Genomic DNA, 25,986 nt, shown 5'->3' with positions numbered 1-25,986 from the left:
TTTTCTTGGCGGGTTTGTCAGTCATGCGAGGCGCTCCGCGTGGTCGATGATGACACGTGCCGCTTCCGGTGGCGGCAGATCAGTAGTATCGATCGTGAGGTGATGGGGATGGGTGATGCGCAGCAGTTGTCGCGTTGCGCGCACATTCTTGGCGCCGTCGGCATCGGTCATCTTGAGGCGCTGCTCGCGATCAGGCGAAGGGATACGTATGTCGTGCGCGGCGTCGGAAGCCAAGAGGGTAACCGGCACAAAGCAAGCACGACGCTGCTCGGCAGCAGCCTGCACTTCGGAGAATGCTGCCCGGTCCATCGGGTCGGCATCCATGAGCGCGTTAGTCAGGATGAAGCAGGCCTCCGGCCGGGCCAGTTCAGTCATGGCGACAAGGGCTTGACGCCTGATGGTCATGATCAGGTCCCAGGCCCGTTCCGGTATCTTGGTCTTCCCGTCTTCCCGGATCAGCGAAAAGATGACGTTGTTGGCCAGGTGGTTGTCAAAGACACGCGCGCCGGTGGCTTCGGCGATGGCCCGGGCGATGGTGAATTTGCCCACGCCATAGTGACCAATGAGATAGATGATCGTGTTGTTCATGCTTCCCCCGAAAGGAAAGCATAGGCGGAATTTGAGCGTGGCAACCAGAGGCCGCGCTGGCGGGCGTCGTTGAACTTGGCGAGCAGTTCGTCGTAGCCATAGGCATTGGCCTCGATCAGCCAGTTGCGCACGACCTCGTCCTCGACAAAGGCCTCGAATGCGAGGTCGAAATGGTGGGTTTTTACCGCGCCTGTCGTGGCGGCGAAGGCGAACATGAAATCGACCGTGGCGATGATTTCGAAGGCACCGCGATAGCCGTGGCGCTGCATGCCGGCGATCCATTTCGGGTTGACCACGCGGGAGCGCATGACGTGGCTGATTTCTTCGTCGAGTGTCCGAATCCTGGGCTGTTCGGGCCGCGAATGATCGTTGTGATAGGTCGCTGGCTTGCGGTCCGAAAGGGTTTCGGCGGCGACTGAGAGGCCGCCCTCGAACTGGTAGTAGTTGTCGCTGTCGAGCAGGTCGTGCTCGCGATTGTCCTGGTTATGGATGATGGCGTCTAGCTGGCCAAGCCGGGCGGCAAATCGGGTCCGCATGGGCAGGCCCGCCGCCTTGGCGCCATAGGCATACTGCCCCCAGGCGAGCGCCTGATTGGCGAGATCGGCCTTCTCGGTCCAATTGCCATTGTCGATGAGTTGACCCAGGCCGGCGCCGTAAGTGCCAGGCTTGGAACCAAAAATTCGGGCGCCTGCTTCGAGCGAAGCATCTGCTTCGGACTTGCCCTCGGCCATTAGTCCCAGCGCTTCGGCGCGCATGCGGGCAGCGATGGGATTGTCTTCGCTCGGCTCGTCCAGCGCACCAATGGCGCGGGCGGCCCGGTCGAACAGCGCAATCTGGGCCGGGAAGGCGTCGCGGAAAAAGCCGGAGATGCGCAGGGTCACGTCAACGCGGGGGCGGCCAAGTTTGGCCAGCGGGATGATTTCATAGCCCGAGACGCGCAGCGAGCCCGGGTCCCAAGTGGGGCGCGCGCCAATCAGGGCAAGCGCCTGGGCGATATCGTCCCCGCCGGTGCGCATATTGGCCGTGCCCCAGACCGAGAGGGCTACGGCTGCGAGGTGGTGGCCATGGTCCTGCAGATGGCGCAGGACCAGACTCTCTGCCGATTTTCTGCCGAGTTCCCAGGCACTGGGAGTGGGGACAGCACGGGCATCAACCGAGTAGAAATTGCGGCCCGTGGGCAGGACATCAAGGCGGCCGCGTGAGGGGGCGCCGGAGGGGCCGGGGGCGATGAACCTGCCGTCGAGCGCCTCGAGAAAAGCCTGCATTTCTGCAGGTCCCGAGGCGGCGAGGCGGGGCTTGATAATGGTTTCGACAGTGTCGAGAACAGCGCGGGTGGCGAGCCAATCGGGCGGGCACTTGCGCGTGCCGGCGACGAGGTCGGCGGCGATCAGTTCGAGTTGCTCGACCATGTCGCCAACCCGACGCACCCTTCCCTGCATGGAAGTCGGGGCGTCCAGTGAAGGCCCGGTCCAGGGATCGCCCAGCTTGGCGGTGAGCGGGTCGAAACCGAGCTTCAAATCATCGGCGAGGGCGCGAATGAGGGAATTATCCCCGGGCGCTTCTCCCCGGGGTACTCTGGCCAATGCGACGGCGAGGTCTCGCGCGAACCCTCCCGCGGGCGAGGCCCCGAACACATGCAAGCCGTCGCGAATCTGTGCTTCCTTTAAGTCACAAAGGAAGTTGTCGATCTTGATCAGAGCTTCGGTCTCGCCTTCGGGCAGGCTGATGTCCTGGTCGAGCCGGCTGTCGCGGGTGAAATCAAGAATACGGCGCTTGAGATCGTTGAGGCGGCGCCGATCCATGCCCGAGGCTGCATAGTATTCATCGAGCAGAGCTTCGAGATCCTTGAGCGGGCCATAGGTCTCGGCACGAGTGAGCGGGGGCACCAGATGATCGATAATGACAGCCCCAGTGCGGCGCTTGGCCTGGGTCCCCTCGCCCGGGTCGTTGACGATGAATGGGTAGAAATGGGGCAGTTGGCCCCAGAGGGCGTCGGGATAGCAATCAGCATCGAGCGCCGCCGACTTACCGGGTAGCCATTCGAGCGTGCCATGCTTGCCATTGTGGATCAGGGCATGGGCGCCAAACTCATGCCTCAGCCAAAGATAGCCGGCGATGTAGGCGTGCGGCGGCACCAGGGCCGGATCGTGATAGCTTTCGGTTTCATCCAGATGATAGCCGCGAGCGGGCTGGAGCATGAGAGTCACATTGCCGAAACGATGGGCTGGCAGGTGAAAGGCGTTGTTCCGGATAAAGGGATCAGTCGTCGGGTCGCCCCAGCGGGCGGTGACCGCTTCCTGAATTTCGACCGGTAGCGCGGTGAAGAGTTCCATGTAGCGGCTGACCGGCAGGACCGCGTCGGAATGGCCGCGTTGGGGACTGGCGTTCGTGGGGCCCGCTTGCAGGCAGGCGATGAGATCGGAGGAGGACTTTGGGTAGGCCGCCACGCCTGTGGCCGTGGCGAGATCGTACCCCGCCTTGTCCATTGCCATCAGCATGCGCGTGGTAGACTCGGGGGCGTCAAAGCCGACGCCATTGGCGAGGCGACCATCGCGGATAGGATAATTGGCGAGGACAAAAGCGACCTTGCGTTCGGCGCGGGAGGCGGCGCGGAGGCGAGCCCAGTTAAACGCGAGATCGACGGCGCGGCTGATGCCACCATGGTCGGGGGCATAGGCGGAAAGCGGGCACTGGGTTCGCTCGTGCCAGACGGCGTCGGCCTTGTGGCCCACCAGAAGACCGCCAATGCGGCCATCGACTTCGGGCATAACGAGATACATCGCCATGTCTTTCGACGAGAGGCCCTGCGGGTCGGCGGCCCATTGACTCTCGGAACGGCCGGACTGGATGAGCTGGATCACCGGGGCATCGGTGCCGGTGAAGGGGTTCGATGCCTCATCGAGATCGGCGACACCGAGGGCAAAGGCGGTGAGGTTGAAAATTGCGGCCGGTGGGAAGGTGGCGAAGACCTGCTGAACGAAGGCTATGCAGGTTGCCTCCTTGAGCGAGGAAACGACAATGGGAACCGGGGCCAGCCCGCGTGTTTCCAGTTCAGCAATAAGGGCTTCGAGCGTTGCTGTGCCGGCGCCTTCGAGGGCGGCACGGTAGAAGAGGATCGGGATGTGAGGCGTTGCATCGAAGTACCCCCTCCCGGCCTCCCCCTGATAGGGGGAGGAGTCGGCCGGTGGCCGTTCCTGGGTGGCGCGAAGACCCGCTTCATCGGTCATGCCGGTTTTTGGGTGCCAAAGGCCGAAGCGGGGGAACGGGTGCGGGGCGCTTCCTCTGTCCAGTCGAGCATAGCTCTCCTGGCCTTTCTCTCTCAAATCGCTCCACCGGAGCGATTTGCCCTGCAGGACGCTCGAAAGCCCCTCACCCGGCGGCGATGCCGCCGACCTCGCCCCCAGTGAGAGAGGTGAAGCCGCTGCCAGCGTTCTGAAGGCCTCCAGGATCGCGTCGGCATTGTCGGGGCCGCCGGCGATAAAGAGGTGGTGCAGGCTCGTCCAGTCGTCGGGGTGGATGGTGGAGCGGTCGCGAAGGAGCAGATCGGGATTGGCGTCGCCAGGGAGGAGGACGAGGGGTATGTTGCGATTGGCGCAAAGGGCGGTCAGTTCGTCCACGCCGTACTGAAAATAGGCCGCGCCGCCGATGAGGCGGAGCACGACCAGCCTGGCATGAGCGACGGTTTGCTCCAGCCACATATCGACGGACAAATTGTTGGAGAGGCGCAGCGTATTGGCGAGGCGTAGTCCGGTCTCCCCTGCCCGGTCTGCGGCGCCCGCCAGCATGGTCAGTTCGCTGTCTGCCGAAGATGCGAAGACGTAGTCCCCGGGGGACTGGGCGAGGTCGATGGCCTCGCCCTCCTGCTGGATCGCGCCGGCCTGGGCGGAGAGAAGGTGCATGGATCAGGCCGCCGCCTGCTCCAGGCTTTGGGTAATCGCGGCGCGGTCGAGCGGCTGTTCGCCGATGACGACGAGCGAGGTCACCTTGGCCTCGCCGGGTTTCCAGGGCCGGTCGAAATAGGCGGTGACACGGGGGCCCACGGCCTGGATGGCGAGGCGGGCGGCAGCTCCGGGGACGGCAGCGAAGCCCTTGAGCCTGAGAACGTCATGTGCCTTGATGGTCGCTTCAATGGTCGTAAGCAGGTGATCCTTGCCTTGAATAGAGTTCAAAGTCAGGGAGAAGCTATCGAAATCGTCGTGCTCATGGGTTTCCCCGCCATGTTCCAGCTCGTGGTGGCTGGGGCGGTTGGCAATATCGTCTTCGGAGCCCATGCCCATGCCGAGTAGCGCCGTGATATCGACATGGCCATTGGCGGCCCGGATGACACCAACGCCGGGCCTGAGTTCGGCCCGAATATTGGCTTCCACCACATCGAGCATGGCTGGATCGACCAGGTCGGTCTTGTTGATGACGATCATGTCGGCGGCGGAAAGCTGGTCCTCGAACAATTCCCCGAGAGGGGTCTCGTGGTCGAGCATTTCGTCCTGCCGGCGCTGGGCATCTACGGCGGCTTCGTCGCTGGCAAAGCGGCCTTCGGCGAGGGCGGCCGCGTCGGCGACGGTGACGACGCCGTCGATGGTGACCTGGGCCTTGATTTCGGGCCAGTTGAACGCGCGGATGAGCGGTTGGGGCAGCGCGAGACCCGAAGTTTCGATGACGATGTGATCGAATTTCTCCTCGCGGGCCAGCAAGGCCTGCATGGTGGGAATGAACTCATCGGCCACGGTGCAACAGATGCAGCCGTTGGAGAGTTCGACCATGTCCTCCTCGCGGCAGGTTTCATCGCCACAGCCGGCGAGAATATCCTTGTCCACGCCCAGATCACCAAATTCGTTGATGATGAGGGCAATGCGCTTGCCCTTGGGCGCGTGCGCCAGCATGTGGCGCACAAGGGTGGTTTTTCCGGCGCCGAGAAAGCCGGTGATGACAGTGGTCGGAATCTTGGTGGTCATATCAGGTTCGCCTGCATAAAGAAGACGCGCCTCCTGCGGGGGACGCGCGTCTTTGGAATTGAAACGAAACTCAGGCGTAGAGGCGCGGCGTTACGAGACCGGTCTTTGCCAGTCCCCGTACCAGCTTGGCACCAGCCAGAACCGCCAGATCGGCCAGAGGCTCAAGCAGGACAACCAGCATGTAGGCGCCACCGAAGCTCGCGATGGAGGTGAGGTTTTCTGCGCCAAAACCCTGGCCGTAGAGCGCCCAGAAGCCGACCCAGACCACGACGCCGCCCTGATAGACGGCGGACAAGGCCAGCGCCTGACCGTAGCGCAAATCCACATAGGGGGTATTCGGCGCAATGATCCGATCGGCCAGGAACTTGATGGCCACCAAAGGCGCCACCAGCGTCGTCACGTTGGCGAAATATTGCGGCAGGTCAAATGGCGCAAAGAACAGTCCCTGAAGCAGCAGCCCAATCGCCAGGCCGATGGCGGCAGGTGCCGCGCCAAAGACCAGCAGCAGGGTCGAGCCGAGGATGAAATGTACCTCGCTGATGCCTACGGGGAAGTGCGGAAAAATCTCAAAGAACGTGAAGACGGCGGCTGAGACCAGCACGGTTCGCGCCGCCAGGGAAGCAACGCCGCGTTCGGCGATGGCGTCCACCGCGAATTTGACCGTCATGGCACCGGCAGCGGCAGCCGTGCCATAGGCCAACAGCATTTTTTCGGGGGATACGAGCTCGGGTTCGATATGCATGATCAGGAGTCCAGAATGAGAATGACAAGGATGTGGCAACAGCGCGCGATGATGCTCTCGCAGCATGGCGCGTGGGACACCGGGTCCCGATCCAGGGCTAGCCGGACGGCTTGAACATCTTGGCCTCCATCTGTCCCACCGACAGTCGAGTATTCGATCAGAGGCTGGCAGGTCTCCTGGCTCACGGGTCAGTGTGCCGCACCACCTTCCCAATCTCCCAAAGAAGATCAGTGGCTTTTGGCGGGCACTCGCCGCTTACAGTTGCGGGGGCAGCCACGGATTTGGTCCCTGATGGGTACGCCGCACCGTGTTCCCTTTTGATCCCGTTGCGCACTTGCGCGCGGGGAACCAACCTGATGGCAGTGTTAGGCGCAGCCGGGCCGCCGGTCAATGCCGAGCTTACTCGCGATAGTTGGGATGGGGGTAGCTGACAAATCAGATCCACTCGTGCGTTGACCTTATCAAGCAAAGGACTGTTGGATTGCACCGGGCGATCGCCTTCGCAGGCAATCTCGGCAGCAACAACCGGGCCGGCGAGCAGCATCAGGAGCAAGAGGCAGGGCGCAGGGTGACGGTGTGGTCTCCTCCATTGGCGCCAGACTGGCGCAAGCCGACATCCACAACAAGAAGCGACTCGCTCTATGAACGGCTCCTGAAGCAAGGAGCAATGCCATGAAACCGATTACGTTCAGCCGCGAGGAAACCCGGGCCATTGTCGGGGAGATCCAGGACTATTTCCGCGAAGAGCTGGACCAATCGATCGGCGCCATTCCGGCGGAACTGCTAATGGGATTTTTCGCCGAGAAGATGGGCGCCTATTTCTACAATCGCGGTCTCTACGACGCGCAGGCGCTGGTGAGGAAAAAGATCGATGATGTCAGCGACGAGATCTTCTCGCTCGAGCAGGTGACCAAACACTTGCGCTGATTGCGCCTGCCTGTCCCGGTGCATCGGAGCAGGCCCTTTGGTAATCGGCACGAGTGCTCGACGCCGGCGCGGCCGGTCGGCCTGTCGCCCCCGAGATTTCACGGGGACATCATGCTACTCTAGACCTGAACCAAGCCTGGCATCAGCTTGCGCTTCAGCTCAGGCAGTCGACCAGCCCATTGGCCAGGCCGCGCAGGAGCTCGGGATAGAGGTCCGGGCCTTCGGTCAGCGCACTGCCCTCAGGGTCGAGAGTGCCAGCTTTGGCCTCGGTGCCTTCGACGATGGTACGGACGATGGCCGGCTCGAAATTGGGCTCGGCGAAAACGCAGGTGGCGCCCAGCTCTCCCACCTTGGCCCGCAATTGGTCGATGCGGGCGGCGCCGGGCATGGCTTCGGGCGAGACGGTGACGGTGCCGGCAACCGTCAAGTCGAAGCGGTTCTCGAAATACTGGTAGGCGTCGTGGAACACGATGAAGGGTTTTTCGGCCACGGGCCCAAGAGTGGCCGTCAGTTCGGCTGAGAGGCCGTCGAGCCGGGCCGTTTCGGCCTCGGCATTGGCGGCGTAGGCGGCGCCATTGTCGGGATCGGCGGCGGACAGCGTCTGGGCAATATGGGCGACCATCAGCTTAGCGTTTTCGGGGTCGAGCCAGAAGTGCATATCGCCTTCGCCATGAGCATGGTCGTGCCCTTCGTGATCGTGCGCGCCGCCGCTCTGATCGTCATGGCCATGACCGTGGTCGTCATGGTCGTGGTTGTCATGGCCATGTTCCTCCTCATGGCCCTCTTCCTCATGGTCGTGTTCGTGGTCTTCCCCGTCATGCATATGGGCTTCGAAAGCCCCACCCTCGCGGACAAGCAGCAATTCGATGCCGGGGGCTTCGGCCAGTTCGACCACCTGGGCATTGGTGGACAAGGTTTCGAGAGCGTCGGCCAGGAAAAGCTCCATGCCATGGCCGGTCCAGAACACGATATCAGCTGCCTCAAGGGCCGCCGCATCGGAGGGGCGCAGCGAATAGGTATGCGGCGAGGCAGAGCCTTTGACAATGAGCGCCGGGGTGCCGGTGTTACCCATGACGGCGGAGACGAGCGAGTGGACGGGCTTGGTGGACGCCACGACACTGGGCGCTGCCAGCGCTGTGCCGGTGAGCATCAGGGTTGCGAAGGCGGCGAGAGGGAGGGTGAATTTTGTCATGATCTGGCCTCTTGGCAACGAATGGGTCGAGAGCGAAGTGTTATGTTATTACGCTTGCAGCAGTGTTATGCTATAACGTATTGATTGGCGTCAAGACGGGTTGCTGGGCTTTTCATCGAGCACGCGAAGTGGACCAGCGACCCCCACCGGACCTTCCCCTGAAGAAGGGGAAGGAGCGAAGGATACCCTGAATTCATGCATGACCATCGGCAGAGAGAAGCCCTGATCACCCTTGCCAGCGCCGGTGTGCGGAGTGGCGGACGGGTGTTGGTGGAAGGCGTCGACCTGACGATATCACGGGGCGAGATCGTCACGCTGATCGGACCGAACGGATCGGGCAAATCGACGACGGCCAAGATGGTGACGGGCGTTTTGCGACCGAGCATGGGCATGGTGACCCGCAAGCCGGGCCTGACCATCGGCTATGTGCCCCAGAAGCTGGCCATCGACTGGACGCTGCCACTGACCGTTGAACGGCTGATGACATTAACGGGACGGTTTTCACTTGACGAGATCAGGGAAGCCCTCGAGGCGGTGGGGGCAGCACGCCTGCTCAAAGCGGCTGTGCAGGAACTATCGGGCGGCGAGTTTCAGCGGGTGCTGTTTGCCCGCGCGATGATCCGCAAGCCCGACCTCCTGGTGCTGGATGAGCCGGTACAGGGCGTGGATTTTTCGGGCGAGGTCGCGCTTTATCAGCTGATCCGGCAGATCCGCGACACCACACAAGCCGGAATCCTGATGATCAGCCATGACCTGCACGTGGTGATGGCTGAAACGGACACTGTCATCTGCCTCAACGGCCATGTCTGCTGCCGAGGCACGCCCAATGCGGTCAAGGCCAGTCCCGAATATCTGCGACTGTTCGGCGACCGGGCCGGATCGGCACTGGCGATCTATGAACATCATCACGACCACGAGCACCACGAGGACGGTTGCGTGGTCGGCGCGCATGGGGAGCATGAGCATTCCCACGGCCGTCAGCACGAGCGGGGGGAGCGCGACCATGTTCGGTGATTTCTTTTCCCGCGCCCTGATTGCCGGGGTGGGTCTGGCCGCGGTAACCGGGCCCCTTGGCTGTTTCGTGGTGTGGCGCCGCATGGCCTACTTTGGCGACACCATGGCGCATTCGGCGCTGCTGGGCGTCGCTTTGTCGATCCTGCTTTCCGTCAATGTGACGCTGGGTGTATTTGCCGTGGCAGCGCTGGTGGCGGGAGCACTGTTGCTGCTGCAGAAGCAGAACACGCTGTCGACCGATGCCCTTCTGGGGATTCTCAGCCATTCGAGCCTGGCTGTCGGACTGGTGATTGTCGGCTTCCTGACCCAGGTGCGGATCGACCTGATGGGCTTTTTGTTCGGCGACATCCTGGCCGTCTCGGTGGAAGACATCGCGATCATCTATGGTGGGGGTGCCGGCATTCTCGCTATTCTGGTGCTGAACTGGCGGCCGCTACTGGCGGCAACGGTCAGCCCCGAGCTGGCCGAGGCCGAAGGGTTGCGCCCGGAAGTCAGCCGCATCATCCTGATGCTACTGATGGCCAGTGTCATTGCCATTGCCATGAAACTGGTGGGGGTTCTGCTGATTACGTCACTCTTGATCATTCCGGCCGCAACAGCGCGCCGGCTGAGTGCCACCCCCGAAATGATGGCCGTAGTCGCAGCTGCACTGGGCGGGCTTTCGGTGGTGGGCGGCTTGTTCGGGTCCCGGACCTGGGATACCGCTTCTGGACCATCCATCGTGGTGATGGCGCTGGCGCTGTTTTTACTGTCGCTGGTGGTGCCCACGGCGCGGCTGTTTGGCAGGAGAGATCATTATGGCACATGACCATGTCATGCCCGCAGACCTGACCCGGAACCAGGAGCTGGTCCTGGGCACGCTCAACCACGCCCCCGCGCCACTCTCGGCCTATGACATTCTCGATCTGTTGCGCAGCGAAGGCCTGCGCGCGCCATTGCAGGTCTATCGGGCGCTGGACAAGCTGGTGGAACGCGGACTGGCGCATCGGCTGGAATCCCTCAACGCCTTCGTGGCCTGCGCAGACGCGCATTGCCATCGGAAGGGGCTGATCGCATTTGCCATTTGCGAGGGTTGCGGCAAGGTCGATGAATTCGCCGATGCGGTGACCGAAGAACGACTGAGCGCGTGGGCCGGGGCGACCGGCTTCAAGGTTGAGCGGACAACCATGGAAATTCGCGGCAAATGCGCGGTGTGCCTGAAGGCGGCGGCCTGACGCACGGGCTGCCGCATTTCTCTTCAAGGCTGCATTGCTGCCGTTAGCCGAAAGTCAGAAACCGCACGGCTGCCGCGCCATATTCACGGGTGTCGTCGAGCTCGAAGCCAACGGGAATGGTGACCCCGACATTGGCCGCTTCTTCCCAGACGATAGTGGCGCCGGGCGCGATCCAGCCATTGGCGGCGAGTTCAGCAAGGGCCTTTTCGCCCAGTCCCTGCCCATAGGGTGGATCGAGAAAGATCAGGTCGAACTGACCAAAGGTACCGGGCGTGCCGAGCGCGGTGGCATCGCGGCGCAGCAGCTTCGTGATGCCGGCGGCGCCAAAGGCCTGGATGTGATCGCGAATGAGGCCGCGCGCCTCTGCCCCAGTATCGACGAAGGTGACATGGGCCGCACCACGAGAAAGCGCTTCAAGACCTAGTGCCCCCGTGCCGGCAAACAGGTCAAGCACGCGCTTGCCTTCAAGCACCGGCCCAAGCCGCGAACCGAGAATGTTGAACATCGACTCGCGCGCCCGGTCCGACGTGGGGCGGATGCTGTCATCCGTGGGGGATGACAATTGCTTGCCGCGAAATTTGCCGGCGACGATGCGCATGCGCGATCAGCCCCTCGGCTTGCGCGGGCCACTGGAGGGCCGCCCGCCTGTGGGACGTCCGCCAGTAGGCCGCGGACCACCGGACTTGCCCGCATAGGGCTTGGCACCGGGACGGCCGCCCGCAGGACGCGCGCCGCCAGGCTTGCCGGCATAGGGCTTGGCCGCACGACCGGGCTTGCCGGCGAAGGGCTTGCGGTCTCCGAAGGATTTACTGCCCGGGCGGGCGTCGGCGCGCTGCGGACGATCACCATAGGGTCGGTCGCCGCGGGCCGGCCGATCGCCTTGGGGTCGGTCAGGGCGGGGACCTCGCGCGGGTTTGTCGCCATACGGCCGCTGCGGGCGATCGCCATGGTCGCGCTTGGGGCGATCATCGAAACTCCGTTCGGGACGCGGGCCACGGGCAGGACGCTCGCCCTGCGGACGGGCAGGCTTGTCACCGAAATCGCGTTTCGGGCGGTCGCCAAAGTCCTTCTTGGGACGGTCGGAGAAACCGCCCCGTGCCGGCTTGTCGCCAAAGCTGCGCTTGGGCCGATCCTCAAAGCCACGGTCTGTTCGCGGACCACGTGCGGGCCGGTCACCAAAGTCGCGTTTGGGGCGGTCCGTAAAGCCTCCGCGCGCCGGCTTGTCGCCATCGCGGCGGGGGGGCCGGTCGCCAAAGGATTTGCGGCCTTCGGGGCGATCGGACCGCTCGGGACGGCCGGCGGATTTGCCGAAGCTGCGAGCGGGCTGTTCATCGCGATCCCGACGGGAGCGACCATCGCCCTTGGGCTCAAAGGCCTCAGGGGCGCGCCCATCATCCTCGAAATGGATGCGGCGCGGCCGCATCGGGCGGCCCTCATCGCGATCCCGCGCGCCGTCCCGGCCCATAGGGGGGCGTGGACGCAGCGGCTGCCTGTCACGCGGGGAACGAACCGGGCGTTCATCGCGGACCGGGGCGGTATCAGGCATTTCGCTTTCGAAATCGACACCGGCCGACTCGGCCAGCTTCTTGCCGAGCTGATCGCGCAACATGCGCGCCTTGACCATTTCGACACCGCCTTCGGCCAGATCGCCAAGCTGGAACGGGCCGTAGGAAATCCGGATCAACCGGTTCACTTCGAGGCCCAGCGAACCCAGCACGTTCTTGACTTCGCGGTTCTTGCCCTCTCGCAGGCCCAGCACCATCCAGACGTTGGAGCCCTGTTCGCGCTCCAGCGTGGCGGTGATCGGGCCGTATTGCACGCCATCAACTGTAATGCCGTGCTTGAGGCTGTCGAGCTGGGTCTGGGTGACCGAACCGAAGGCGCGCACGCGATAGCGGCGCAGCCAGCCGGTGGAAGGCAATTCCAGCACGCGCTTGAGGCCGCCGTCATTTGTAAGCAGCAGCAAGCCCTCAGTATTGATGTCGAGACGCCCCACCGTGAGCACGCGCGGCAATCCCATGCGGTCGAGTTCCTCGAAGATCGTAGGGCGGCCTTCGGGGTCCTTTTCAGTCACCACCAGACCAGCCGGCTTATTGTAGAGCCAGACGCGGGTACCCTGGCGCGCGGCGAGCGGCAGGCCATCGACCTCGATCTTGTCGCGGCTGGTGACGTTAAAGGCCGGGGTGAGCACGGTCTTGCCGTTGACGGCCACGCGGCCGTCGGCAATCCAGCCCTCGGCATCGCGGCGGGAGCAGAGGCCGGCCCGGGCAATGACTTTTGCCAGACGATCAGCGGATTCGGGTTGTTTTGGGGTGTCGCTCATTGGAGCACTTTCTGACATGCGGGACCCATGATGCCACGAGCAGGATCGCTGTGGCGGGCGGCGCGGTAAATAGGCAGAGCGGCCGGATCAGTCCGACCCCTAAAAATATGCGAAAGAGAGCCTGCTAGAGCTTGTCCCTATCGGTGAACTTGGCTTCTTGCGAGGCGAGACCTGTGGACCTTGGGCCGCCAGATTGCAGAGCCTTGCGCACGTCTTCCGGGCAGCGGTCATCCCGCAAGGAGACCAACTCACCCGAGGCAGCGCGGCAGACCAGTTGGGCGTCGCCGACGCGGGTGAAGTAGTCCGCCGGCGGGAGGTAAAGCGGACGCTCATTATTGGCCGAGACGGCCATGTTCGCGCCCTGCATGCGGGCGGTAAGCTGACGGGCCTCGGCTTCGGTCAACGGGCGGCCACCAAGGGTGCGCATGTCGACAACGCGGGCATCACGCAGCAGGCGCAGATCGGCCTCGCTGAGATTGGTGGTATCGATTTGTACCGTGTCGCTATTGGCAGGCAATTGCGCCGCGGCAACCTGAGTTCTGGGCGATGGCAAATTGGCATCGGATTTGGGCAACACAAGTGGTGCACGCGCAGCGGTCAGGTCTTCCTTTGGCGCGTCGCCCGGGATCAGGCCGACGCCACGCGCGGTCGTGTTCATCACTTCGCGCTCGAAGGTGCCAAAATCGGTCAGGGCATTGGTGCCTTCCACCGTCGTACAGGCCGCAAGCGCCAGGCTGGCCAGCAGCCCGAGAGCAGCAAGACCTGTGCGTGTGGCGACAGAAATGGCAGCACCCTGCCCCGTCAATGCGATCCGCATGCAAATTCCCTTACGATATCGGCGGCCTCTATAGCGCATTCTCAGCACTAAGACCAGATTCTGGCAGCACGGTGATGATTTGCCGCTCAGCTCGATTTAGCTATGCGGCGGCGGGACAGGCCCAGCAGATCAACAAAGAGCAGTATGACGCCCAGCGTGATGGCCACATCTGCTACATTGAAGATGTAGAATGACCAACTTCCCCAGTGAAAATGGAAGAAGTCGGCCACCGCTCCATAGATGAGACGATCGAGCGCGTTGGAGAGGGCCCCGCCCACGCAAAGCGCCAGGCCGAGCCGCACCAAAAATTCGGTGCTGCGCCACCACCAGACCGAGAGCGCCACAATAGCGACGAGCATGATCGCACCCAAGGCCCAGGCCGGCAGGCCGTCAAGCAAGCCATAGGAAATTCCAGTGTTCCAGACCAGCACATAGTCGAAGAACGGGGTGACGCTGAGCATTTCACCGCCGCGCCAGCCGTTCAGCGTGATCGGCTCGAAGAAATAGGGGACATTGACGCAGGCGGCCTGGCCGATGGCGTAGCATTCCGCAGCGATATGATACGCCTTTTGCGCGCGATCCAGCCCAAAGGCGATGATCGCCACCATGAGGGAGGCGATCACGGAAGTGTCAAAGCGGCGCAAGCGGGCCAATGCTCAAAGGCCCGCAGCAGCGCGTTCGCGCAGGGCCTGGGCGTCGCGCGGCGAGACGTCGGGGTAGTCCAGGTCGGAGCCGACTTCGGGCAAGACCTTCCAGGAGCGGGCGCAGCGCTTGCCCTCGGCCAAGGCCGGCATGACAGAAACGCCCGGCACATCGTCGAGGCGGAAGGCTTCACCAGGACCTTCGTCCTGCTTGACGTCGATGGCCGATGTAATGGCGATTTCGGCCAGATCCTGACCTTCAAGCGCGACCACATAGCGGGCGTCGGCAAGGAACACCTTTGGCGCGGCCTCGAGCGAGGAGCCGATGCGCTTTTCGCGACGCTCGATTTCGAGCGCGCCGGTGACGACACGGCGGACGGCACGGATGAGCTGCCATTTGGCCGCCAGCTCGTTGTCCAGCCAGGTCTGCGGAATGTCGGGGAACTGGCGCAGATGGACCGAGGAGCCCTCCTCTGGGTGCCGTTCCAACCAGCATTCTTCCATGGTGAAGACCAGAATGGGGGCGAGCCAGGCGGTCAGCGCATTGAACAGATGATCGAGCACGGTCAGCGCCGAGCGGCGCTTGATCGACGAGATCGGATCGCAATAGAGCGTGTCCTTGCGAACATCGAAGTAGAAGGCCGAGAGCTCGATATTCATGAAGTTGGTGAGGAGCGTCACCACCTTGCGATAATCATACTCAATGAAGGCGGCGCGGACGCCGGTGTCGAGCTGGGCCAGACGGTGCAGCATCAACCGCTCAAGCTCGGGCATGTCCTTGGGATCGACGACATCGTCTTTCCTGAAATGGGCCAGATTGCCGAGCAGCCAGCGCAGGGAGTTCCTGAGCTTGCGATAGCTGTCGACCGTGGTCTGGATGATCTCCTTGCCCAAGCGCAGATCTTCCGAATAGTCGGACGATGCGACCCAGAGCCGGAGGATATCGGCGCCGAACTGCTTGATGATGTCCTGCGGGGCAACGGTATTGCCCAGCGACTTGCTCATCTTGCGGCCTTCCCCATCCATGGTGAAACCATGGGTGAGGACGCTGTCATAGGGGGCGTGGCCATTGGTGGCGCAGCTTTCGAGCAGGGAGGAGTGGAACCAGCCGCGATGCTGGTCAGAGCCTTCGAGATACATCGAGGCCGGGAATTTCAGATGCGGCCATTTCTGCTTGTTGCGCAGCACGAATGAGTGGGTCGAGCCCGAGTCGAACCAGACATCGAGCACATCGCGGACCATCTCATAGTCCTCGACCTTGTAGTCGGCGCCGAGATAGCGTTCGGCGGCCCCGGGCTGGTACCAGGCGTCGGCGCCCTCTTCCTCGAAGGACTGGGCGATGCGGTGATTGACCGCTTCGTCGCGGAGGATTTCGCCGCTCTGCCTGTGCACAAAAACCGTGATCGGCACGCCCCAGGCGCGCTGGCGCGACAGGACCCAATCGGGACGATCGGCGATCATGGCGCGCAGGCGATTCTGCCCGGTGGCAGGGTAGAACTTTGTTGCATCGATGGCGTTGAGGGCGCGGGCGCGCAGGGTATCACCCGCCTCCCCTTCAATGTCCTTGTCCATATAGACAAACCACTGCGGGGTGTTGCGGAAGATGACCGGCTTCTTGGAACGCCAGGAATGAGGGTATTGGTGCTTGACGCGACCGCGAGCGATGATGTTGCCATGCTCGGCAAGCGCGGTGATGACGCGCTGGTTGGCGTCGCCCTTCTTGCCATTGTCGTCGATGACGCGGGCGCCCTCGAAGCCCGGGGCGTCCTTGGTGTAGAAGCCGCCATCGTCGACACAGTAGGGGATCTTCGGGTCGATGCCGCGTTCGTTGAGCAGGCGGGTGGATTCCATCCAGATGCCAAAGTCGTCCAGGCCGTGACCGGGCGCGGTGTGCACGAAGCCGGTACCGGCGTCGTCGGTGACGTGTTCGCCGTCGAGCAGGGGGACGTCGAATGCGTAGCCATCGGCGTGGCCGCGCAGAGGGTGGGTGGCCGTGATGGATGCCAGTTCGTCGGCAGCTACAGCAGCTCGCCTTTCGAAGCCGGTGACCTTGGCCTTGGTGAAGACTTCTGCAGCCAGCTTATCGGCCAGGATCAGCTTGTCGCCAACCTTGGCCCAGTTCTCGGCCGGCGCTTCGGTGACCTCGTAAAGGCCGTATTCGATGCGGGACGAGAAGCTGATGGCGCGGTTGGCAGGGATGGTCCAAGGCGTGGTGGTCCAGATGACGACGGAGGCGGTCCAAAGTGCCTCGGGAGTGCGATGGGGATCGGCCTTCATCTCCGCACCGTCGCGTACGATGTTCCGAGGAACCACTGGGAACTTCACCCAGATGGTGTCGCTCTCGTGGTCCTGATATTCGATTTCGGCTTCGGCCAGCGCGGTGCGTTCGACCACGGACCACATGACGGGCTTGGAGCCGCGATAGAGCTGGCCGCTCATCGAGACCTTCATCAGCTCGCGGGCGATCTGGGCTTCGGCGTCAAAGCTCATGGTGAGATAGGGATTATCCCATTCCCCCAGGATGCCAAGGCGCTTGAATTCCTCGCGCTGAACATCGACCCATTGCTCGGCAAAGGTGCGGCATTCCTGGCGGAATTCGACCACCGGGACGTCGTTCTTGTCCTTGCCCTTGGCGCGGTACTGCTCCTCGATCTTCCATTCGATGGGCAGGCCGTGGCAATCCCAACCGGGCACATAGGCCGAGTTGAACCCCGCCATCTGCTTGGAGCGGGAGATCATGTCCTTGAGCGTCTTGTTCAGCGCGTGGCCGATATGGATGTTGCCATTGGCGTAGGGGGGGCCGTCATGCAGGGTGAAAAGCGGACGATCCTTAGCCTGCTCGCGCTGCAGGGCATAAATATCCATGTCTTCCCAGCGCTTGAGCCATTCGGGCTCGCGCTTGGGCAGGCCAGCGCGCATCGGGAATTCGGTTTCCGGCAGGAAGAGCGTGGCCGAATAGTCTTTTTCGGTCGCGCTGGGTGCGGTGTCGTTCATGGATCGGCAATCGGTTTGGAAGAATTGCGCGCCTTTTAGCAAGGCATGGCGCATGGGGCAAAGACTGATTTTTCTCGACCCGATTCACGCCAGCACAACGCGATCCCAGAACAGTGGCGTGATATCACCGAAAGGACAGAAATTTGGGTTGGCCAATGGGGGGAAGCGGTTGTCAGCGGCGGGACGAAGGACAACGCTTCAACCTTCCTCCAGCAGCTTTAACCGTTAGCTGACCGCATTGCACTGACGCGTCCCACTATGTGCTATAGTTCGAAACCGTTCTACGGTGTGGAACCCGATCAGCAGGTGCGCGCATGGACTCACATGAGCGACTACGCGAGGATTTGCAGGCGACGGCGGCGTCGAAAGCGGCATGGCCAGCTTTCCTGCTGAAGCTCTCCGACCTGTTGGGCGCCAGTGAAGCAGTGCTGGGCGGGGGACGGCCAGGCAGCACCGACGAGTTCTTTGCACCACGCTCCGAACCGGACTTCATCACCCGTTATCGCGATATCTACCATCAGAATAACATCATCATGCATGCCGTCGCCCGCCAGAGCGTGGGGGCGATCACGCTGACCGATGCATTGCCCGAGATCGACGAATTCCGGCGGAGCGATTTCTACAACCTGTGCTGCGTGCCGCAAAAGCTGATTCATGGGCTCGCACTCAACCTTGCCAGCAGCACTGGATGGTTTGGAACGCTCGTGATCAATACAAGCAGTGAGATCACCAGGACCCAGATCGAGTTGCTGCGCGCAATTGCCCCCGACGTGCAACGTGCGGTGGAGCGGTGGAAATGGCTCGAGCAACTGCAATTGGCCAATCGCATGACCCTCGACACGCTGGACATGGCCGGTCAGGGCGCCGTGTTGCTCGACCGGTCCGGAAGGGTACTGGATTGCAATGAGAGGGCCCAGGCCATGCTGACTGACGGGAGATTGTTGCTCCGTGATGGGCAGATCGGCTGCGCCGACATGGCAAGCCACGAGGCCCTGGTGCGGCTGATCGCGCATTGCCTTGCGCAGACTGGCAAGGGTGGTGGGCGATTACAGGTGGCCGGACAAGACGGGGATCTGATGGTCCAGTGCGCCCCGTGTTCTGCCGAGATGCACTACGCCGCGCCCCTGCGCCCCTGCGCGATATTAATGGTTACAGACCCCAAGGACCGGATGCGCCAGCGCATGCGTGATCTGACCCAGCGCTTCGGTCTGACCCGGGCCGAAATCGAACTGGCACTGGCCGTGGTGGAAACCGGCAGCCGCAAGGCGGCCGCCGAGATGCGCGGTGTATCGGACAAGACGGCAAGCTCCCAGCTGACCAGCATATTCGACAAGACGGGGGTACGCCGGCAAACCGAACTGGTGCGCCTGTTGATGCATGATGGCTAGGCGAAGAAGCCAAGCCTTGCGTCGACCGCGCTGATCGGCGTGGCATTGGCGAGCAGGCTGCGCGCCTCGGTGGCATCGCGATCCATGGCCGCCATCAGCTCGTCGAGACCGGAAAAGACCTCCTGCCCGCGAATATGTCCGACCAAGGCGACGGCAAGGGTCTGCCCGTAAATATCCTCGTCGAAATCGAACAGGTGCGTTTCGAAAGGCGGCAACTGATTATCGAACATGGGTTTGCCAAAGGCCGCCACGCCATCAAGCAGGCGGTCGCCAAGGCGCGCCCGGACGGCATAGACCCCCTGAGCAAGCTGGAACCCGGTCGGGGTCATGGTGTTGGCCGTAGGGAAGCCGAGCTCCCTGCCCCGCTGGTCGCCCTTGACCACGCAGCCTTCAAAAAACCAGTGATAGCCCAAAAGCCGGTTGGCGGCGGTCACTGCGCCTTCGGACAGGGCGGCGCGGATGCGAGAAGACGAAATGGGTTCATCGCTCTCATCCATCAGGTCCAATATTTCAACATCAAAGCCCAAGCGCTCGCCGGACGACCGCAGAAAAGCAGGGGTGCCACGGCGCTGGCGGCCGAAATGGAAATCGGCGCCGACAATCACGCTGTGGGCGCCGAGTTGTTCCACCAGCATGGTTTCGACAAACACTTCCGCCTCGTTCTGCGAAAACGCCTTGTCAAAAGGCAGGATGATGATGCCATCAAGCCCCATTGCCTTGGCCAGACGCGCCTTGGCGTCCCCCTGGGTCAGGCGGAACATGAAGGGCGACGGCGCGAAAACATCGCGCGGGTGCGGCTCAAAGGTCAGCATCAGGGCCGGGACGCCGGCGGCTTCGGCGCGGGCCCGCAAGGCTGCCACGATGGATTGATGGCCACGATGCAGCCCATCGAAATTGCCAATCGCCACGCAGGCGCCGCGCAGGTCCCGGGGGATATCGGCGAGGCTGAAAAGGCGGGTGAAGCCGGTCACTTCAGGTCTCACCATGCCAGACGCGGCAGATAGCCGGCGACGCGGGCGCGACTGGGTGCGATCAGATCGGCAATGGCCTGCGGGTCGGGCTTGCCGAAGGCGTCGAGCTCAGCGGCATGGATGGACCCAGTAACGAACAGCAGGTCGATGTCGAACTGGGCTGCGCCGGCCGCATCGGTGCGCACACTGTCGCCAATGGCAAGAACGCGGGACTTGTCCAGTGTGCCGCCGGCGGCCTTTTCAGCCAAAGCAAAGGCCTGTTCGTAGATCGGCGGATAGGGCTTGCCGGCCATGTGCACCATGCCGCCCATGGCTGAGTAGAGGTCACCCAAAGCGCCACCGCAATAGATAATCTTGTCGCCATGTTCGACCACGCGATCGGGATTGGCGCAAATCATGGGCAGTCTGCGATTGAGCCAAAGCTTGGCCCGCTCGCGATACATTTCGGGGGTGTCGTCATCGGTGTCGAGATCGGTCACCACGACAACCTCTGCCTCCTCCGCATCGGTACGACGCAGGTCCAGCCCCTCATAGAGGGCGTCGTCCTCGGTCGGCGGACCAACATGGTGGATAGCCTTGCCGCGATATTTCTCAATCATGGCGCGGGTCGCGTCGCCCGAGGACACGATTGCGTCATAGGCGTCGCGCGGCACACCGAGACGATCGAGCATGGCGACGATCGGCGCGGAGGGGCGTGGCGCGTTGGTGATCAACACCGCCCTGCCCCCGGCCCGGCGGAACGCCCGCAGCGCCTCGACGGCCTCGGGAAAGGCCGAGACCCCATTGTGGATTACCCCCCAGACATCACTGAGCACGGCGTCATAGCGGCCGGATAGTTCGGAGAGGCCGGAAATGGTTGGCAGGGGCTGAGTCATGGGTTGCCTTGGCTGGTGTGGCACATGGGGTCCTATGTGGCAGTTTGCGGCGCAGGATCAAGCAAAAAGCAGATATGGCCGCCCTGTGACACACGCAGACTCGCTTCGTTAACCACTGATTTCCTATGATCTGCCCACGATCTGGGCGCGGAAGGGGGCTGCGAACGGACAAGGTTATTCGGTGCACGCTAGAAGCAGGTACAACCCTTCGATGTTCAGCAAAATGAAACTCTCTCTTCGCCTGCCGATCCTGGTCATCGGCATCGCGGTGGCTACCGGCGCCGGCCTGGGCATTGCAGCCTATTTCAGTGGCGATGCCATCGTCACAAGCCAGGCCCAGCAGCGCCTCAATTCGGCGGCGGACAATGCCACGGCGGCGCTCGATGCTTATCTGTCCGAAGTGCGGCAGGACCTGATGCTGTTCGCCGGCCGCAAGGATGTGGCCGCGGCGATCTATTCGTTCACCGGGGCCGTGCATTCGCTTAAGAGCCAGGGGGTACCTGCCGATCTGCTGCAAAACGCCTATGTGGCGAACAATCCGCACCCCAATGGGGAGCGCCTGTTGCTCGACACTTCGGAAAAACTTTCGGTCTATGACCAGATCCACCGCGCCCAGCACAATGAATTTCGCAACTTGCTGCAGACGCGCGGCTATTACGATGTCTTCCTGTTCGACCTGAGTGGCAACAACGTCTACTCGGTGCAGAAGGAAACCGATTTCGGCACGAGCTTCGCCGAGAATGGCGGGCTCTGGGCGGACTCGGATCTGGGCAAGGTGGTGCGCGCCGCAATGGTAGGCAATCCTGGCGATGTGTTCCTGACCGATTTTGCCCCCTATGGCCCGAGCAATGATGCGCCGGCGAGCTTTATTGCCGCGCCGGTTTATGACCAGGGCCTGCAGGCGGGCGTGCTGGCCTATCAGATGCCGCTGGGACGGATCAGCGAGGTGCTGGCCCGTACCAAGGGGCTAGGCGAGAGCGGGCGTGTCTTTCTGGTGGGTCAGGACGGACTGGTGCGCAATAACCCTCCGGGAACGGAAGCGGATGAAGCACTGACCTTGTCATTGAACGGCCCAGTGGTGGCGGCTGCACTCGATGGCACGCCGGGCATCGGGGTGCTGCCCGATTTCGACGGCGGTTCACATGTGGCGGCGGCCCGCCCGCTCTCTTTTGGCGGCTCGGACTGGGCTGTGGTGGCGGTGGAGAACACTGCGGAAATCCTTGCCCCCTCGGCGGGCCTGCGCAACACCATGATCGTGATTGGTGCGGTGCTGCTGGCCCTTTCGGCGCTCTGCAGCGTATTGATCGCGCGGACCATTACCCGCCCGGTCGCCAGGCTGACCAATACGATGAGCGAGATCGCCGGCAACCAGTTCGAAACCGATGTGCCGGGCCTCGAGCGTGCCGACGAGTTGGGCGACATGGCCAAGGCGGTGGAAGTGTTCCGCCAGAACGGCTTGAGGATCGCCGAGTTGCGGGCCAGCGAAGATAGTCTGAACGAGGAGCGGGCCGACCAGGCACTGCGCATGCAGGAGCTGCAAGCCGATATCGACCGTGTGGTCGGCGCGGCCATTGAGGGCGATTTCACGCTTCGCGCCAATACTGAAATGGCCGACCCCGACCTCAAGCGGCTGGCGAGCAATGTCAACGAGCTGCTCTCAACGGTCGATCGTGGCATCGGCGAAACCGGCGAAGTGCTGGCGGCGCTGGCCAAGGCTGATCTCAGCCTACGGGTGACCGGCACCTATAAAGGCGCCTTCGACAAGCTCAAGACAGACACCAATGGGGTAGCCGAGCAATTGGGGGAGATTATCAGCCAATTGCGGGACACTTCAGGCGCTCTCAAGACCGCCACCGGCGAAATTCTATCGGGCGCCAACGATCTGAGCGAACGCACCACGCGACAGGCCGCCACGATCGAGGAAACCTCGGCCACGATGGAACAATTGCGCGATACCGTAGCGCAGAACGCCGTGGAAGCGGCCGAGGCCAGCAAGCAAGCTCGTACCGTGTCCACGGAAGCCGAAGCCAGCGGCGCAGTGATGGGTGAAGCCAATACCGCGATGGCGCGCATTACCCAGTCCTCGGCCAAAATCTCTAATATTATCGGTCTGATCGACGACATCGCCTTCCAGACCAATCTGCTGGCGTTGAACGCTTCGGTGGAAGCTGCACGTGCCGGCGAGGCGGGCAAGGGTTTCGCTGTGGTGGCCGTCGAAGTGCGACGCTTGGCTCAGAGTGCCGCCCAGGCCTCCTCGGAGGTCAAGGTGTTGATCGAACAGAGCGCAAACGAAGTGCAGGGTGGTTCCAAGCTGGTGGCTGAAGCGGCAGAGCGCCTGCTGGCAGTGCAGAGCGGGATCAGCGCCAATGCCAGCCTGCTTGAAGGCATGGCGCGCGCCAGCCGCGAGCAGGCCTCGGCCATCGAAGAGGTCAATGTCGCGGTGCGCCAGCTCGACGAAATGACCCAGCACAATGCGGCCCTGGTCGAAGAAACCAATGCCGCGATCGAGCAAACCGAAGTCCAAGCGGGAGAACTGGACCGGGTGATCGGCATTTTCACGCTCGGACGCAGCAGTGACCAAGCGCGCGCAGCTACTACGGAGCCCGAGCAAAGCGGCGCACGCAGGCTGCTGGGTGGGCTCAAGCGGGCGGTTGGCGGTTTGGGCCGCTAGCAGATTCGCTGAAGTTACAGCTCCGCCCGGCGCAATGGCTGGGCGGACGCTCGGGCCGGTTCGAGAACCAGATCGCTGCGAACTGGGCCGGCGGCTGCGATATGGTCGCCCTGAACCTGCAGGATATCATTGTCGAGCAGTTCGACGATCTGCCGTTCGCTGGTGATGCCGGTCGCCAGCAGCGACACTTCGAAGCGCGCCATGTAGTTGGCGATATCGGAAATGTGGAAGTCGGTGAACCGGTCCGGACTTTCGATGAAGCTGGCCGCGTCGACACGCAGGGACCGCACGCCGAGTGCAGCGGCATCGGCCAAATCGATACGCAGCGACTTCATGCGGGCAAGGGAGAATCCGGCGCCCTTGCGCGCAATCTGTTCAACTACGGCACGCTCGCGCGTGGTCAGTTCCAGCCACTCGCTCTCACTGACCAGAAACGTCAGGGCGTCGGCAATGGCGCGATTGGCATCGAGCGTGGCCAGCAATTGCTCGGCCGAGGCCTCGTCGCCGAGGCTGGCCCGCGACAGTGGGATATGCAGAACGGCCGGTCGACCGCCGGTGCGCGAGCGGCGGGCAATCGCGACGGCCTCAACCAACCCGGTCCCCTCGACAAGCCGGATGATGTCCTTGCCGCCGCGACGCGGCATGAAATCGGGCGCATCGGCCAATTCGCCATCTTCGAGCATCAGCCTGGGCACCAAGTCATAGCCAATGGCGCGGCGCTGCGGCAGGCGCACAATGGGCCGAATGTGGTGGACGAGGCGGTTTTCCTCGATGGCCTGGCGCAAAACTTCGAGCGGAATAACCGGTTCGGGGTCTGGCACGACAATTGGGGTAGCAGGCGAAGGCGGTGGCGCCGAAATCATACGCGCATCGGATGGGCGGGTATCGGCCGGACGCGTGGCATTGACCTTGGCCAGTTTGTCCTCGACCTCGGCGACAGCCTCGGCGACCTGGCGGATGACCGTGCCGAGCACGGAGATGTCGGCCTCCACCGTTTCCAGCCGCTGGCCCGGATTGAGATCGGCAATGGTGTTGATGCGCTGCCCCAGGACGGCGCCCGCCTGGGCATCAGTCGAAAGCAGCCTGGACAAGTCTTCTATGGCTCGTTCGAGGCGGTTTTCGGCGCGCTGGCGCAGCACACGCTCCATCAGCACGACACAGGCGCAACCGAACACTACAGCGACAAGAATCGCATTGGCCGGGGTGAAGGTCAGGCCAAAATAGGCCAACGCCCCCAATCCGGCTGCGGATAGCGCAATGAACGAATACACAAGTGCCTGCACGGCGGACCTGAAACCCCTTGTCATTCGCCGGGATTCGGCCTGTTTTACTTAGCACCCCCGACATCTGGGAAAAAGCACCGCAAATGCGCTTCCCCCGGCCTATTTTTCCTGAGCGGGGTCAAACAACTCCCAGGCGCGTGAAAAATGCCGCCGGAACAACAGCAATTGGGCCGCTCCCAGCGCAACTGCCGAGGGCCCACCCAAACCCGTGGTCAGTCGTGGCCGATGGGCGAGCAAGACGGGAAACTGGGCAAGATGGATACTGGTGGACTCCACGAGGCGCGACAGGATCGATTCGGGCAGATCGCCGTTGAGCGCAACAATATCCACCTCGGTCATGGCCGTGGTGCTCAGAATGGCTTGCGCAAGCGCGTGGCCGGCATCATCGAGCCATTGCGTTACCACCGGCGCGAGCGCAGCCCAGTCCCATTTGCGCGGCGACCCCACGGGCGCAGCATAACCCGCATCGATGGCTTTCAAGACAAGGGCGTGAAGCGAGGCCGCTAGGTGCAGGTACGCCGGTTTGCCTGCCCGATCGTGCACGACAATCGCGCCCAAGTCGGCACCATTGCCATATGGTCCTTCTACCAGCGCCCCCTCGGACACAACACCGCCGCCGACGAAGGTCCCGACAAAAAAGCTGGCCAGGCCCTTGGGCCGCGGCGCGGGGTGGGCGGTGATCTCGCGCCAGGCTGCTGCACTGCCATCATTGACCCAGAGCGCGGGCAAGCCGGTCTCCTGTGTCAGGCGTGGTCCCACATCAATTTCGGCCCATGCATCGATGGTGTATGGGGGCGCTCCCACATGGGCAAGCAAGGGGCCGAAATTTCCCGGCGAGGTAACCCCTACCCCTGCGACTCGGCCGCGCTGGTCATCGGGGAGATTTGAGACCAGCGCTTCGACGTCGGCGGCGATTTCGGTGAAGACTGTCTCGGGATTAGGATAGTCGTGGAAGCGCCGCGTGGCCGCGATGGGTTGGCCGGCGATATTCTGCAGAAGAATTTCGACGTGCTGCCAGCCGATCTCCACGCCCACCGAATAACCACCTTGCGGGTTGAGTTGGTAGGGGGTCGCGGGTTGGCCACGTCGCCCGCGTAACACCTCGCCGCGAGTGATGAGGTGACGCGTTTCGAGATCGGCAAGGATGCGCGCTGTGGTTTGGGGCCCCAGACCAGAGCGGCGGGCAATGTCTGCGTTCGAAACGCCGGGAATGCCTGCAATCAGGGTCAGAACCGCGCGTTCATTGGCCAGCCGCACCCCCGATTGGGTGATGCCGCGCACAATTGGTTCGAACACATCCTGATCGGGTAGGTCACGCATGGCGCAGAGATAAACGCTGTTTGGTTGGCAGGTGCAAGAACGGAATATTTACCCTAATCGACAACACTTGGATG

Annotated in this window: 20 protein-coding genes and 1 riboswitch; of the genes, 6 read left to right on the top strand and 14 right to left on the bottom strand. The window is 62.8% G+C overall.

All coding sequences use genetic code 11. From position 1 onward, the window contains the following. Positions 1-21: 21 nt before the first annotated feature. The 4 genes from GGR20_RS14050 to GGR20_RS14035 form a co-directional block, all read right to left on the bottom strand. Positions 22-588, bottom strand: coding sequence for a hypothetical protein (locus GGR20_RS14050; RefSeq protein ID WP_183311999.1), 567 nt, complete (start codon positions 586-588; stop codon positions 22-24). Next, positions 585-4,487 carry a cobaltochelatase subunit CobN gene (gene cobN, locus GGR20_RS14045; protein ID WP_183311998.1) on the bottom strand — a complete coding sequence of 1,301 codons (3,903 nt, stop codon included), beginning with the start codon at positions 4,485-4,487 and terminating at the stop codon, positions 585-587. The genes GGR20_RS14050 and cobN overlap by 4 nt, the downstream gene beginning before the upstream one ends. A gap of 3 nt (positions 4,488-4,490) precedes the next feature. Then, complete coding sequence (gene cobW / locus GGR20_RS14040) at positions 4,491-5,540, bottom strand: cobalamin biosynthesis protein CobW (RefSeq protein ID WP_183311997.1); 1,050 nt, start codon at positions 5,538-5,540, stop codon at positions 4,491-4,493. A 70-nt stretch (positions 5,541-5,610) separates the two neighbouring features. Continuing rightward, complete coding sequence (locus GGR20_RS14035) at positions 5,611-6,282, bottom strand: energy-coupling factor ABC transporter permease (protein WP_183311996.1); 672 nt, start codon at positions 6,280-6,282, stop codon at positions 5,611-5,613. A gap of 149 nt (positions 6,283-6,431) precedes the next feature. Then, positions 6,432-6,650: riboswitch (cobalamin riboswitch) on the bottom strand. A 304-nt stretch (positions 6,651-6,954) separates the two neighbouring features. On the opposite strand from GGR20_RS14035, the gene GGR20_RS14030 reads away from it, so the two are divergent. Next, the gene (locus GGR20_RS14030) at positions 6,955-7,209 is read left to right on the top strand and encodes a DUF2164 domain-containing protein (RefSeq protein WP_183311995.1); all 255 of its coding nucleotides are present in this window, start codon (positions 6,955-6,957) and stop codon (positions 7,207-7,209) included. 154 nt (positions 7,210-7,363) lie between these two features. On the opposite strand, the gene GGR20_RS14025 is transcribed toward GGR20_RS14030, so the two are convergent. Then, positions 7,364-8,401 (bottom strand): zinc ABC transporter substrate-binding protein, encoded by a 1,038-nt coding sequence (locus GGR20_RS14025; RefSeq protein WP_183311994.1) that lies wholly within the window; start codon positions 8,399-8,401, stop codon positions 7,364-7,366. A gap of 195 nt (positions 8,402-8,596) precedes the next feature. Between GGR20_RS14025 and GGR20_RS14020 the strand changes: the two genes are divergently transcribed. Genes GGR20_RS14020 through GGR20_RS14010 form a run of 3 tightly spaced genes read left to right on the top strand, consistent with a single transcriptional unit; the run spans position 8,597 to position 10,629 of the window. Further along, a complete protein-coding gene (locus GGR20_RS14020; protein WP_183311993.1) occupies positions 8,597-9,415 on the top strand; it encodes an ATP-binding cassette domain-containing protein in 819 nt (272 codons plus the stop codon). Continuing rightward, positions 9,405-10,223 carry a metal ABC transporter permease gene (locus GGR20_RS14015; protein WP_183311992.1) on the top strand — a complete coding sequence of 273 codons (819 nt, stop codon included), beginning with the start codon at positions 9,405-9,407 and terminating at the stop codon, positions 10,221-10,223. Before GGR20_RS14020 ends, GGR20_RS14015 begins: the two co-directional genes overlap by 11 nt. Then, on the top strand, positions 10,207-10,629 hold the full coding sequence (locus GGR20_RS14010; RefSeq protein WP_420827451.1) for a Fur family transcriptional regulator: 423 nt from the start codon (positions 10,207-10,209) through the stop codon (positions 10,627-10,629). Before GGR20_RS14015 ends, GGR20_RS14010 begins: the two co-directional genes overlap by 17 nt. A 43-nt stretch (positions 10,630-10,672) precedes the next feature. On the opposite strand, the gene rsmD is transcribed toward GGR20_RS14010, so the two are convergent. From rsmD to ileS, 5 genes are all read right to left on the bottom strand, one after another. Continuing rightward, the gene (gene rsmD, locus GGR20_RS14005) at positions 10,673-11,227 is read right to left on the bottom strand and encodes a 16S rRNA (guanine(966)-N(2))-methyltransferase RsmD (RefSeq protein WP_183311991.1); all 555 of its coding nucleotides are present in this window, start codon (positions 11,225-11,227) and stop codon (positions 10,673-10,675) included. 6 nt (positions 11,228-11,233) lie between these two features. Continuing rightward, positions 11,234-12,952 carry a pseudouridine synthase gene (locus GGR20_RS14000; RefSeq protein ID WP_246349612.1) on the bottom strand — a complete coding sequence of 573 codons (1,719 nt, stop codon included), beginning with the start codon at positions 12,950-12,952 and terminating at the stop codon, positions 11,234-11,236. Positions 12,953-13,076: 124 nt separating this feature from the next. Then, a complete protein-coding gene (locus GGR20_RS13995; protein WP_183311989.1) occupies positions 13,077-13,769 on the bottom strand; it encodes a hypothetical protein in 693 nt (230 codons plus the stop codon). A gap of 86 nt (positions 13,770-13,855) precedes the next feature. After that, a complete protein-coding gene (lspA, locus tag GGR20_RS13990) occupies positions 13,856-14,392 on the bottom strand; it encodes a signal peptidase II (protein WP_253560261.1) in 537 nt (178 codons plus the stop codon). Between the two features lie 33 nt (positions 14,393-14,425). Continuing rightward, on the bottom strand, positions 14,426-17,404 hold the full coding sequence (gene ileS, locus GGR20_RS13985; protein WP_183311988.1) for an isoleucine--tRNA ligase: 2,979 nt from the start codon (positions 17,402-17,404) through the stop codon (positions 14,426-14,428). A gap of 314 nt (positions 17,405-17,718) precedes the next feature. Here ileS and GGR20_RS13980 point away from each other — a divergent pair, with 314 nt between their 5' ends. Then, positions 17,719-18,792 (top strand): helix-turn-helix transcriptional regulator, encoded by a 1,074-nt coding sequence (locus GGR20_RS13980; RefSeq protein WP_183311987.1) that lies wholly within the window; start codon positions 17,719-17,721, stop codon positions 18,790-18,792. Here GGR20_RS13980 and GGR20_RS13975 read toward each other — a convergent pair. Continuing rightward, positions 18,789-19,763 carry a bifunctional riboflavin kinase/FAD synthetase gene (locus GGR20_RS13975; protein WP_253560264.1) on the bottom strand — a complete coding sequence of 325 codons (975 nt, stop codon included), beginning with the start codon at positions 19,761-19,763 and terminating at the stop codon, positions 18,789-18,791. The genes GGR20_RS13980 and GGR20_RS13975 overlap by 4 nt on opposite strands. Positions 19,764-19,771: 8 nt before the next feature. After that, positions 19,772-20,638, bottom strand: a complete 867-nt coding sequence (locus GGR20_RS13970) for a TIGR01459 family HAD-type hydrolase (protein WP_183311985.1) — start codon at positions 20,636-20,638, stop codon at positions 19,772-19,774. Between the two features lie 223 nt (positions 20,639-20,861). On the opposite strand from GGR20_RS13970, the gene GGR20_RS13965 reads away from it, so the two are divergent. Then, entirely contained in the window at positions 20,862-23,309 is a 2,448-nt protein-coding gene (locus tag GGR20_RS13965) for a methyl-accepting chemotaxis protein (RefSeq protein ID WP_183311984.1), read from the top strand. Positions 23,310-23,323: 14 nt separating this feature from the next. Here the strand turns inward: GGR20_RS13965 and GGR20_RS13960 are convergent, their stop codons facing one another. Together GGR20_RS13960 and GGR20_RS13955 are read right to left on the bottom strand one after the other, a co-directional pair. After that, on the bottom strand, positions 23,324-24,580 hold the full coding sequence (locus GGR20_RS13960; RefSeq protein WP_183311983.1) for an EAL domain-containing protein: 1,257 nt from the start codon (positions 24,578-24,580) through the stop codon (positions 23,324-23,326). A gap of 111 nt (positions 24,581-24,691) precedes the next feature. Beyond that, positions 24,692-25,912: an ROK family transcriptional regulator gene (locus GGR20_RS13955; RefSeq protein ID WP_183311982.1), complete on the bottom strand. Its 1,221-nt coding sequence runs from the start codon at positions 25,910-25,912 to the stop codon at positions 24,692-24,694. Between the last annotated feature and the right edge of the window lie 74 nt (positions 25,913-25,986).

This window comes from Devosia subaequoris (genome assembly GCF_014197055.1).
GTDB classification, from domain to species: domain Bacteria; phylum Pseudomonadota; class Alphaproteobacteria; order Rhizobiales; family Devosiaceae; genus Devosia; species Devosia subaequoris.
Note: the sequence above shows the minus strand (reverse complement) of the source record. Positions and strands in the feature narration are given on the sequence as shown.